Origin of the sequence: Phaeodactylibacter xiamenensis, from assembly GCF_000759025.1 — a bacterium.
GTDB lineage: Bacteria > Bacteroidota > Bacteroidia > Chitinophagales > Saprospiraceae > Phaeodactylibacter > Phaeodactylibacter xiamenensis.
This window is the reverse complement of sequence record NZ_JPOS01000020.1, coordinates 59,088-70,800: the sequence shown is the minus strand read 5'-3', so window position 1 is coordinate 70,800 and position 11,713 is coordinate 59,088. Positions and strand designations below refer to the sequence as shown.

At 52.8% G+C, this 11,713-nt stretch carries 5 protein-coding genes; 4 read left to right on the top strand and 1 reads right to left on the bottom strand.

Annotation, left to right across the window (positions count from 1 at the left end):
- Positions 1–510, bottom strand: coding sequence for a hypothetical protein (locus IX84_RS09505; RefSeq protein WP_044219352.1), 510 nt, complete (start codon positions 508–510; stop codon positions 1–3).
- Positions 511–739: 229 nt separating this feature from the next.
- Here IX84_RS09505 and dcd point away from each other — a divergent pair, with 229 nt between their 5' ends.
- The 4 genes from dcd to IX84_RS30880 all read left to right on the top strand — a co-directional run bounded on the left by dcd (position 740) and on the right by IX84_RS30880 (position 11,623).
- Positions 740–1,276 (top strand): dCTP deaminase, encoded by a 537-nt coding sequence (gene dcd, locus IX84_RS09500; RefSeq protein ID WP_044219349.1) that lies wholly within the window; start codon positions 740–742, stop codon positions 1,274–1,276.
- A 249-nt stretch (positions 1,277–1,525) separates the two neighbouring features.
- Complete coding sequence (locus IX84_RS09495) at positions 1,526–4,273, top strand: carboxypeptidase regulatory-like domain-containing protein (RefSeq protein WP_044219346.1); 2,748 nt, start codon at positions 1,526–1,528, stop codon at positions 4,271–4,273.
- A gap of 126 nt (positions 4,274–4,399) precedes the next feature.
- Positions 4,400–7,624, top strand: coding sequence for a UvrD-helicase domain-containing protein (locus IX84_RS09490; protein ID WP_052515904.1), 3,225 nt, complete (start codon positions 4,400–4,402; stop codon positions 7,622–7,624).
- A 339-nt stretch (positions 7,625–7,963) separates the two neighbouring features.
- The gene (locus IX84_RS30880; protein ID WP_052515903.1) at positions 7,964–11,623 is read left to right on the top strand and encodes a reprolysin-like metallopeptidase; all 3,660 of its coding nucleotides are present in this window, start codon (positions 7,964–7,966) and stop codon (positions 11,621–11,623) included.
- Positions 11,624–11,713 lie beyond the last annotated feature (90 nt).

Here is an 11,713-nt window from a genome sequence, read left to right as displayed (position 1 = left end):
TTACTGCTCCACTTCCGTCACCAGCCACCACAGGTACTCGCTGACCTGATTGAATGGGCCGGGCGCATTGGGGAAACTTGCGTTGCGGCGGTAAATCAGATTGCGCTTCTGTCCATCCACTTCTACCCGGATAATATGATCCTCTCCGTTTTGATGGCCAGGGGCACCGAAGGCGTTCCCATTCAAGGCCAGCAGTCCGGTATTTTTGATCTGGTCCTTGAGTGCCAGCAACTGATTGCCGTTCAATGGTATGCCTTCAAGTACGGTTTGAGCGCTGTACTGTACAGGCTGAGCGTTATAGCCTCCCGGCGTGCTTTCGTGGTAAATTTTGGACTGATGAGAAATGAAGCCATCGCGGACAACAATCAGGTCATGTGGGGTTTCAAAATAAATTTTAAGGTCTGTGCCCGGCTTCTGCTCTGGCCGGGATAGCTCCTGATAGGGAATGACCTGCGCGGCCAGATGCAGGCATGCTGCGAGAAGTGTAAAAAGCAAAACTGCCTTTTTCATAGCGTCGTCAAATTTTGGGTGTTCGAAAAGAAAACGCAATTAGGTTTTCCAAAAAGTCGTGTTTTGAGGTACCATAACGCAGCAGGCTATAGTGCAAATTGTATAAATTGATATTTTTTCCATACGTCCTGCTAATTTTGGTGCTCTTCTCAATAAATACAAAGAACCGCTGCCTATGCCGGAAAAATCCAATACCTTTACGGGCTAACTATCGAGACCACAGCAGGCTATGATCTTATCTGATACGAGTATTCTGGAGAGTATTGAGCAGGGCGAGATTGTCATCGAGCCATTCCGCCCCGATTGCCTGGGCACCAATTCCTATGATGTGCACCTGGGCAAAACACTGGCCATTTACAAAGATCATATCCTTGATGCACGGCGGCACAACCGGATTGAGTACCTGGAAATACCGGAGTCCGGCTTTGTACTTCACCCTAACACCCTTTACCTGGGCGTTACTGAAGAGTACACCGAGACGCACAACTCCGTCCCTTTCCTGGAAGGCAAGTCCAGTGTCGGCCGACTCGGCATTGACATCCACGCCACGGCAGGAAAAGGGGATGTTGGCTTTTGCAATACCTGGACACTCGAAATTTCCTGCACTCACCCGGTCAGGGTCTATGCGGGCATGCCTATCGGGCAACTGATTTATTTTCAGGTGGAAGGCACCATCCAAAACTATTACAACAAGAAAGAAAACGCCAAGTACACAGAACGCACTGAAAAGCCCGTTGAAAGCATGATGTGGCGCAACAAGTTTTAACCCTTAGAGCGAGCACTACATTCATAGTTTTCGTATTTTTAGGCCCTTAAGTACAATTTTCTCTACAATAACGGCTACCCTGAATACCCTCAGCACACCGTTTGCTACTGCCTCAGCACACCCTTTTTGAGAATCGGATTCGAAAAACACCTCCCCCCATTCCGGTAAGCAACTGTTGGTTGCCTGCCTTTTCTATCATTTGTCCCTTCGGGGATGAATGAATAATTGTGAACAACAAACATAATCCCAATGGTATATCGAATCCTCTGCCTGGCACTCGCCGGCATTCTGCTGCAATTTTCAGCTGCAGCACAAATCATTGACGCTGACTTTTCCCCTCTGATCACGCGGCCTGGTGATGTAGAGAAGCTTCGGCTCCTTCCCGATGGCAAATTTATTGCTGCCGGTTCATTCACCATGGCTAACCGAATTGAAGAGTCAAGCGTAGCCCGTTTCAATCCGGATGGCACACTAGACCAGTCCTTTCAGTCCGGCATTCCTTTTTCCGTTACAGCCCTGGCGATTCAGCCCGACGGCAAAGTCATTATCGGCGGCTCCTATACAGACCCCGATACGGATGGGCTCCACATCCTAAGGTTAAATACCGATGGCAGCCAGGACCTGAGCTTCCAGGCCGGAACCATACCAGCTGGCACCATCAACGATATTGAAGTGGAGTTTAATGGCACCATTCTCGTGGGCGGTGCCTTTACGATTTTTGATGGCATGCAGGCTCAGGGGCTGGTACGCCTGAACACGAACGGCAGCCTTAGCCAGATCATACCGCTGAACCCCGGCACCACCATTTTCGTGAGTGACCTGATCACGCAGGTGAACGGGCGCTTTGCCATTGGCGGCACGATTATCGGTGGCCCCAACGGACCGGAAGGGTACATCAGCTACCGGACGTATAACGGGCAGCCTGTTAACAATTTCACCTTCTCCTCTAACCTGCCCGGCGTCAACAATTTCATGACATCTATCCGTGATATCGCCCTGGACAACCTGGGGCGCATTGTACTGACTTCAAGCACCTTCCTGGTCCGGTATGCAGTGGTAGTCTTAAATGTGGATGGCAGCATTAACAACTGGAGCGACATCTTCGGTATCCCCATGGCTCTCGCGCTTTCTCCAGATGGCGACATTATGGTGGCCGGTGAGTTTAACAACACCAATGCCGTACACCGGTATGTACCCAATGCAGGTTTAGACTACTACGATTTTGGTGCTGGTGCAGATGGTGTAATACGGCAGTTGGCCTTTTATCAGGATGGCAGCTACGTTATCGGTGGCAACTTCAGCGCATTCAACGGGCAGCCAACGCTGGGCCTGGCACATTTTGATGAGCAGGGCATTCCGGACCTCGCTTTTGACGCCATGCTTGAGCGCCCGGGCCGCATCAACTCCATCGCCCGCTATGATGACAACCGTGTCTGTATAGGCGGCGATTTTGCGATGGTCGGAGACCTGCACAGCGTCAACGTTGCCCGTCTGATGCTGAGTAATGGCAGTATGGACCCTGCCTTTAACAGCCCGAATATCAGCTACCGAAATACCATTAATACCGTAGCAGTTGATGCTGAAGGGCGTATGCTACTGGGCGGCACTAATAATGCCACAGGCAACAGCATGGGGCAATCCCCCCTGCTCCGGCTTACTTCAACCGGAGCCATCGACCCCGCCTTCACCGTCAGCCCACTCCCCCTGGGCGACATTCTGCACATCTTACCGCTGCCCGGCGGACAAGTTCTGACCGGTGGCGACTTTACGGTATTCGATCCGGGTATCGTTGCACAAAATTTTGCCCTGTATAACTTTAACGGCACGCTTAACGAAAACTTTTCTGACCGGATCAGCGGGGAAGCCGGTGGGCTATTCCGGCGGGCTGATGGCCGCATTCTGGTCGCCGGGGAAAATATCAGCCTGGACGGAGGGCCTGCCTCTACCCTCCTGCAACTCAGCACTAACTTACAGCCTGATCCTGCTTTCAATGCCCCCGCTAACCTGGTTTGCACCGGCGATTGCCAAATCAGCTTTGCAGAGCAGCCCGATGGAGCGTTGCTGCTTGCCGGGCAGTTTGCGGTTGGGCCAGACTCCTGCCTCACACGGCTGTTGCCGAATGGTCAGCTTGACCCTGCCTTCGACCTGCCTGGATTCTTTAGCGCAGCTGACGAAGAAGATGAGGGAGCCCCGGCCTTTGTCGGGCTGCTCGCCAATGAAAGCATTCTAACAGTTGGCCCTGTGGATTCAATCGGGAATACGCCCATCCCGCAAATGGTCCTGCTCGAAAACAATGGCCTGCTCCTGGAAACGCTCGATGAGGAAGGCTTTGAAACGCAGCGCATCCGCACTGCCCTGGTGCTGGATGAGAACACCTTCCTGATCGGCGGCCAGCTGGAAGATGCTGCACGGCCTAACCATTACGGGCTGGCCCGGGTGAGTGTTCCGATTGTCATCGAAGGACTGATTCGCGGGCAGGTCCGCACGAAGACCGGCGAACCCATCGTCGGAGCATTTGTGACCCTAAGCGGCAGTGCAAACGGCAGCACCATAACGGACAACAACGGGGAGTTTGGCTTTATTCACCTCGAAGCCGGGCTGCCTTACACGGTTACGGTCAGCTTGGATGAAGCCCCCTTCAATGGTGTGTCCACTTTTGACCTTATTCTTATCAATCAACATATACTGGGGGTTCAGCCCTTTGATGACCCGTATGATTACCTGGCAGCAGATATCAACAACACCAGCTCGATAACCATACTGGATATGATTGGCATTCGGCGGGCAATACTAGGCCAGGTCAGCACCCTGGGCAACAGCCCAAGCTGGAAGTTCGTAACGGCTGGCTACAATTTTCCTGACCCTCAGAACCCGTGGCTGGAAGATTTCTCAACTGCTATAGAAGTCAATGAATTACCTTCAACCGGTGTTACGGATGCGGACTTCATAGGAATAAAGATGGGGGACATCAACGGCGATGCCGACCCCGGAAACTAAAACACAGCCCAATCACGAGCTTACCGGGCAGGAAATCACGATGTTTTCCTGCCCGGTTTTTAATTTCTCTCCGATCGCGCTATCTTGATCCCGCACAGGCATAAAGCAGCAGGCAAACGAATTTTTATGAATTTACGCATTATCTCCGCCGGCGCAGGCAGTGGCAAGACCTACCGCCTCACACAGGAAATGACAGAACTTCTGGAAAAAGATGTTCGCGCCAGTGGCATCATCGCTACGACCTTCACCAACAAGGCCGCTGCAGAGTTGCAGGAACGGGTACGCGTCAGCCTGCTCGCCAAAGGCCGTACTGCCGAAGCAGATCAGCTGAGCAATGCCATGATCGGGACCGTCCACAGCCTGGGCGTCCGGTTGTTGCAACGGTTTGCTTTTGAAGCGGGCGTTTCCCCACAGGTAGATATTATCGCCGATGAGGACCAGCAGCAGCTTTTCAATCAATCGCTGGCAACAGTACTGACGGAGGAGCGGGTAGACCAGATGGAAGCCCTGAGCGAACGGCTCGGCCTGACTGCCCAAAGCTACAGCGACTGGCGTCATGTGCTCAAACAGCTCACCGAGATCATCCGCTCCAATAATTTCCCGGTGACAGTTATATCGGAAAGCAAAGCCAAATCCGTAGAGACTTTCCTTGCACTCCTTGGCGACCCCAAACCGCTGCAGGGTGAAAGCTATGAGGACCGGTTGCGCACCTTGCTTCAGGCTACCATTTCCAGGCTGGAGCACAACGAGGACCATACCAAGAAGACCCAGGGGGCTGTAAGTACCCTCAAAGGTATGCAACGCACTCTGGAGAACCGCGGGCACCTGTTTTGGCATGAGTGGGCCAAAATATCGAAGCTCGGCGTGGGCGCCAAAAGCCGGGAGGATGCTGAAGACCTTCTCGAATTTGCTTACCAACACTATCAGCACCCGGATTTCCACCGTGACATACAGAACTTTACCTACCTCCTATTTGACCTGGCGCAGGCCGCTATTGAAGAGTTTGACCAATACAAGAAAAAACGGGGGCTGATCGACTACACAGACATGGAGACGCTGGTCAATCAGCTCCTGGACCAGCCCACCATCAAAGAAGTCCTGAAAGCTGAAATTGACCTTTTGATGGTCGACGAATTTCAGGACACCAGTCCCATTCAGCTCGAAATTTTCCTAAAACTTTCCCGCATTGCCCGCTACTCTGTATGGGTGGGCGACCCTAAGCAGTCGATCTACGGCTTTAGAGGTGCAGACCCGGAGCTAATGCAAGCCATCATTCAGCAACAGGGCGGTATTGACCCCAAAGACATTCAGGAATTCTCCTGGCGCTCCCGCGAATTGATTGTCAATACGACCAACGCCCTGTTCACCAAAGCCTTCCCCGACCTCCCTCAGGAGCAGGTAGCCCTGAAAGCCAAGCGCTGCCGGGATGGCAAGAACAACCCTGACTGCAAAAACGACGGCCCGGAACCTGCCGAATTGGGTTATCCGTTGATACACTGGCATTTTATGCAGGAGGAAGGCAAACGCGCGCCCGGCCGCCCCTGGATGGAAAACTGCCTGGCCGACACGCTGCGGCAGTGGCTGGAAAAAGGGCACTACACCGAGCCTAAATCAGGCGGTACGCCCCGACAGGTACGCCCCGGCGATGTAGCCATCCTTTGCCGGTCTAACAACAATTGCCAGGCCATGGCGGAAGCCCTGCACAAGGCCGGGCTCAAAGCGGCGATCTCAAGAGCAGGGCTGTTGCGTACAGCGGAGGCGCGTTATATTCTGGCCTGCCTGAAATACCTGATCAACCCTTATGATGACTTATCGGTAGCAGAGATTTTAATGCTTTACGGAAGCCATGACCTGGAAGCAATAGTGGAAAGCCGGCTCAGTTACGTCGCGGCCCGGGAAGCCCGTGAGAAAGGGCTCCAACCCTGGGAGTCTGAAGCTGATATCATCCGGCAGTTAAAGCTACTGCGCAAAAATACGCTGGAGCTATCCAGCGCAGAAACCCTGGACTTGCTCATGGAACGGCTGCAGATCAGGCGTACCATTGCCCGATGGGGGAACACCCGGCAGCGCCTGAGCAATGTAGACGTGCTGCGGAAGTACGCGCTACAGTACGAATCTGCCTGCAACCGGATGCACTCAGCGGCCTCTACCGGTGGATTTCTGCTTTGGCTCAATGCCCTTGAAAAAGATGGCAAGGACCTGCAGGGTTCCGGCGAAGGGCCTGATGCGGTCAATGTGCTGACTTACCACCGCAGCAAAGGGTTGGAGTGGCCTGTTGTCATCTGCCATGACCTGGAAAACAACCTCAGAGCCGATCCCTGGGGCATTGACATCATCTCAGAGACTGATCATGTGGACCTCGGCAACGTACTCGGAGGACGGTGGCTCCGATACTGGGTCAATCCTTACGACAAACAGTACAAAAATACCTACTGGGAGGAGCAGCTGCAAAGTAGCCCGGCCAGTATCAGAGCCCGAAAGCAGGCACTGGCAGAAGAAGCCCGGCTGCTCTACGTGGGCATTACCCGGGCCCGGGACTACCTGATTTTCCCTACCCGTGAAAGCCCGGCCAAATGGCTCAACCGCACCTGGCATGCCGGAGAGGAAGCCCACCCTACCCTTGAGCCCGGCAACGTGGAAACCCCGTGGAGCTGGGCAGATGAATTCATTAATATCGAAGCAGAGATTTTCACTTACGAAAGGAGCTTTGAACCAGCCGGAGCAGACGCTGCTGAAGCGATAACTTTCCTCAGCCAGCCTGCCGGTCCGTCCAGGCATGAGTATTTTGATTACCTCTTCCCGCAGGATCAGGTGGAAGACGCCCGCGTGCATCCGCTCCCGGCTTATGCCTACGCTACGCCCATGGCGTTGTCAGAGGGAGAAGACCGTATAGCTGCACTGCGCGCGGTTACCGCCTTTTTATTCGCCGATCAGCCGCACCACGATACCGATCGCCGAACGGGCGTTGCACTCCGTTTTCTGCAACGCTACGAACTCGAGCACCTGCCTGCACGCACAATATTGCAACAAGCCGATGCCTGGCATAAAGGGCTGGACCGGCAATTACAGCCCCGGGACCACTACCGGCAGTATCCCTTACATTTCTTCTATAAAGGCCGGCTTTTTCAGGACTACCTGCACCATTTAATAGTAAAGCCTGATGAGGCCATCATCATACAACACCTTCGGCATGACCAGAATGACGGCAGAAAACTGGGTGCTGTGGCACAGCGCAAAATGGGCGGCTGGGCATTTCTCGCTATGCGTGGCATTAAGGCCGTACTTGGGCTGCCCCGGGTCCGCTGCCTCATCCACTTTCCACTGAGTGGCCAATGGGTGGAACTGGAGTAAGCAAAGACCTGAAAACGCCTCTTTTTCTACCAATGAACGCCATATCCCGACAAACAATATTGGTATCTTCTTTACAGGAATAGGTGAATACTAGTAAATTTGTGTCTATTCATTAGAAAGCCGCCCGCTGATTGCCAAACTTTATTGCTTAAAACCGGGACTTTTCCGATGAGCCGTACTCCGTTGAGCCCGGCATATGAGGAGAATTCTTTTAATAAAGCCCTCAAAACAACCCACTGAAAGTAAGACTAAACTGCGCCAGAAAAAGTGCAGCAATTATATCATCAGGCCGGGCCCTGAATTTATGGATCAAGGTCATTACAGAACAACTGTAGAATTATGAAATCACTTTTTACTTTTCTCCTTAGTTTATTTGTCCTCAGCTTTGCCGGGGCACAGTCTGGTTTATGGACAGATGTTAGCGAACAGCGCATCATGCTCCCTGTGGAGTCTGAAGTCGCGATTACTGCAACTCAATACCGTACCCTGGCGCTGGAATACGAGCCTTTTGTTCAACAGATTGCCAATGCACCACTTGCCTTCACAGCAGCAGCTCAGAATGCACCTGCCGAAATTGAACTCCCGCTTCCGGATGGCACTACAGAGAAGTTTGAAGTTGTGGAGTCAAGAATTATGGCGCCGGAGCTTGCTGCAAAATACCCTTACATCAAGGCCTATACCGCCATCAGCAAGGACCGCCCGCTCGTTACGGCACGCTTCGAGGTAACGACCAAAGGGATAAGCGCAGGGATTAATACCCCTGAGGGCCGTGTGCATGTGGAGCCTTATGCTTCTCATCAGAACCGGTACTTTATCAGCTACTACAAACGCCATCAGCAGCTGGAAGAAATGCCCGAGCTTACGTGTGGTTTTGACAATCATGCTGAAGAGATGCTGGCCGAAGTCCATCAGGAGCGCACCCGGGAGTCAGAAGAACTGTCCTTTCGCAGTACAGCTGGTGCGGCTTTACCCTTGCGTACCTACCGCATGGCGCTGGTCTGTACGGGTGAGTTTGCACAGGGACAGGGCGGTACCATGGATGACGTCATGAGTGCCTATGCTGTGGCCCTCAACCGGATGAATGAGGTCTTCCAGTCGGAAGTCTCTGTTACCATGGAGCTCATTCCCGATAACGATGAGTTGATCCACCTTGATCCCGGCACAGACCCTTTCAATAATGCGAACATGGGAGGCGCTCTGCTTGGACAGAATCAGGATTTCCTCAATGGCGCAGTTGGGTTGAACAACTTTGATATTGGCCACATTTTTACCGGTGGCTGTACAGACGTAGGCGGCGTAGTGAGTGGCGCAGTATGTACCCCCGGCAAAGGACGGGGCGTAACCTGTTTTTCCTTCAGCAACGTAGTCGCTATTGTGGACCGGATTGTTACGCATGAGGTCGGTCATCAGTTTTCCGCTGGCCATAGCTGGAATAACTGCCCGGGGATTCTGGAGCAGTTGTCCAGCTCGAACGCCTACGAGCCCGGCAGCGGTAGCACCATCATGTCTTACGCCGGCTCTTGTGGCAACCAGAATATTGTCACCAACAACGACGACTACTACAACATCGGCTCTCTGGAAGACTTCATTGGTTTTTCCCGGGTAGGCACCGGATCCAGCTGTGGAACAGAAACCATTACGGACAACCACGAGCCAGTCATACAGATGGACTATGAAGATGGTTTCTTTATTCCCATCTCCACACCGTTCAGATTAAGTGCGTCAGCTACTGATGAAGACGGGGACAACCTGACCTATGTATGGGAGCAGTTTGACCTCGGACCGGTATCTCCAATTGGCGAGCCTTTTGGCAATGCGCCCCTTTTCCGGACTTTCGCACCTTCACCCTCCGGCCACACCAGGACCTTCCCTCGCCTCAATAAAATTATCAATAACAACTATGATGTTTCGGAGGTACTCCCCACCTACAGCCGGGATATGACCTTCCAGTTTGTGGTTCGCGACAACAACGTCAACCATGGTTCTGCCGTTTGGCAACCTGTTGCATTCAAAGCGGACGAAACGGCCGGCCCTTTTGTGGTGCTGACCGGCAATGAAAACGGGTTTAGCTGGACCGGAGGAGACTATCGCGAGGTAACCTGGGATGTAGCCAACACCACCAACGCACGCGTCAACTGCCAGTATGTGGATGTGCTGCTCTCTGTGGATGGTGGGTTCACCTATCCGTACACCCTGCTGGAAGCAACGCCAAACGATGGCTCGGCTTTTGTAGATGTACCGGATATAGCCACCGAAGATGCCCGTATCCGTATACAGGCCTCTGATAATATTTTCTTCGACATCAATGACTTTGACTTTACGATTGAGGCAGCTACCGAGCCGGGCTACGCCATGAGTGTGGCACCTGCTACTTTCCCATTGGTATGCCTGCCAAGCGAAGCTTTGAGTATCGAAATCAGTACCAGCGCCATCCTGGGCTTAGACACCACATTGATGCTGAGCCTTGTAGGCGAACTGCCGGCGGGTTCTTCTGCTACTTTCACCTCAGATACACTAGCCATAGGCGCATCAACCTTCCTGAACCTCAATATCGCCCCCAACCAGGGCAGAGATACCCTTGACCTTCTTGTGCAGGCAATGATTCCCGGTGTGGATACTTCTTTGCGGGAGATCCGGATCATCACTTTGTCCAGCGATTACTCAGAGCTGGAAATGCTTACGCCCGTTGATGGAGAATCCGGCATCGTCTTCAGTACAGATTTCAGCTGGCTGGACGTATCCAGCGCTGACCGTTATGATATTCAGATTGCTACCAGCCCGACTTTTGAGGAAGGGACGATCTTTGAAGAGGCTTTTGGGCTCACCGAAGCAGCCTACCAGCCGGAAGGTTTCTTTGATCAGAACCAACTCTACTTCTGGAGGATACGCCCGGAGAATGACTGCGGATTGGGAGAGTACCTGGAACCTATTGCTTTCCGGACTTCCAGTGTAGACTGTGAAAACAACCTGCCGGTAGACTTGCCTGTCAACCTCTCCAACAACCCAGGGGTACGGACTTCCAAGATTTTTGTTACTGAAAGTGGCACCATCAGTGATATCAATATAGATGAGCTGGAGATCCCCTACCAAACGGTCAATGGCCTTCGGGTAACCATCATCAGCCCTGCGGGTACCCGCGTAGTCCTGTTTGACCAGTCCTGCTTCGGCTCTCCACTGCTTCGGGCTTCCTTCGACGACGAAGCCCCGAACCCGATTGCCTGCCCTCCTATCACCACTATTCCCGTGAAGCCCCACGAGCCTTTATCTGCCTTTGACGGAGAAGATACCTTTGGGGAATGGACGCTGGAAATTGAAATCCTTCAGCAAGGTACGGGCGGTGGCGCGCTGGAGAAATGGGGGCTGGAATTCTGTGCGGCCATCACGCCATCTTCACCAAGCATTATCAGGAACGAAGTCCTGGCGGTGCCTCCCGGTGGTGGCAATACCATCACAGTGAATGAGCTGGAAGTAGAGGATAGTGAAAGTGCTCCGCAGGATATCGAATATACTATTGTTACCCTGCCTGAAAACGGTCAGCTTTTCCGCGGTGGCGACCTGCTGGGCGTAGGGGACGAGTTTACCCAGCAAACCATCAATCTGTTCAACCTGACCTACGTACACGACGGCAGCGATACGGAATCGGATGCGTTTACCTTCATTGTGGAAAACCCTGAGGGCGGATGGATCCCCACTCAGACCTTCAGCATTCAGATTGACGAAGATGCGACGGTTAGCACTTCAGACCTGGGGCTGGATAAAACACTCAAGGTATTCCCGAACCCTACTCAGGATGTATTGAATGTGACATTCGGGCAAGCTATCGACGGCAGCGTATCGTTGCAACTGATCAATTTGCAGGGACAGGTCGTCAATCAACAGGCATACAACAGTATTAGTGGTACCGTTACGTTAAATGTTGATCAACTTCCAAAGGGCATTTATCTCCTTACCGTTCAGACGAAGAAGGGGTTGGTCAGCAGACAAGTAGCTGTACAGTAAAACAAATTCAAATGTACCGGGCGGCTGACCGTTGCCCGGTACTTCTTTCAAGGCTATACCCTATGTTTTTGATATCGGCCATGACAGCAT